The 595-nt window shown below is 32.8% G+C and carries 2 pseudogenes; both read right to left on the bottom strand.

From position 1 onward, the window contains the following. A pseudogene (locus tag BG20_RS04545) lies at positions 1-199 on the bottom strand (Glu-tRNA(Gln) amidotransferase subunit GatD); the annotation flags it as partial. Between the two features lie 32 nt (positions 200-231). Then, positions 232-595, bottom strand: a pseudogene (locus BG20_RS04540) (AAA family ATPase); the annotation flags it as partial.

Below are 595 nucleotides of genomic sequence, written 5' to 3'. Positions count from 1 at the left end.
TGGTCTCAATCTCTAATCCAACATTGTATCCACTCTTTAATTTCAGAACAAGATGTTTATCATCACTGTGCTCGTATCTTGGCATAATTATTCCAAAATATGATAAATCTGAAAGAATTTTGACTGAATCACCCACACTAATTTTGTTAGTTTTTAAAAATTCTAATGATTTTCCTGTATACCCCATAAATTCAGACATTTACGAGAGTTGGTATGTCTATTTAATAAAAACTACCTGTAATAGGATGCTACTAGTTTTTCGCCTATCTTGAGGTTCTTTTGTTCTCTTACTTTCTTTACTGCTGCCTCAAAGTGTTTCATAGTTACTTTGGCGTCTGCAGAACTTTTTTCGATGTCTTTGACATCTGGATGTGCATCTAAGAACTCGTGAATAACAAGTGACACTGCAGTGTTTGCAATTGCAGCAGTATCTGCTCCACTTAATCCATCTGTTAATTCGGCAATTTTATCAATGTCTACGTGTTGTGGATCATTTGGAATATCGTTTATTGGTATTTTTTCTGCATTAATTTTCAAAATCATCTTTCTACTTTCTTTATCAGGTAATGGTATCTGAATAATTTTATCAAATCTA

This window comes from Candidatus Nitrosarchaeum limnium BG20 (assembly GCF_000241145.1).
Taxonomy (GTDB): domain Archaea; phylum Thermoproteota; class Nitrososphaeria; order Nitrososphaerales; family Nitrosopumilaceae; genus Nitrosarchaeum; species Nitrosarchaeum limnae.
This window is presented reverse-complemented; position numbering and strand designations above follow the sequence as displayed.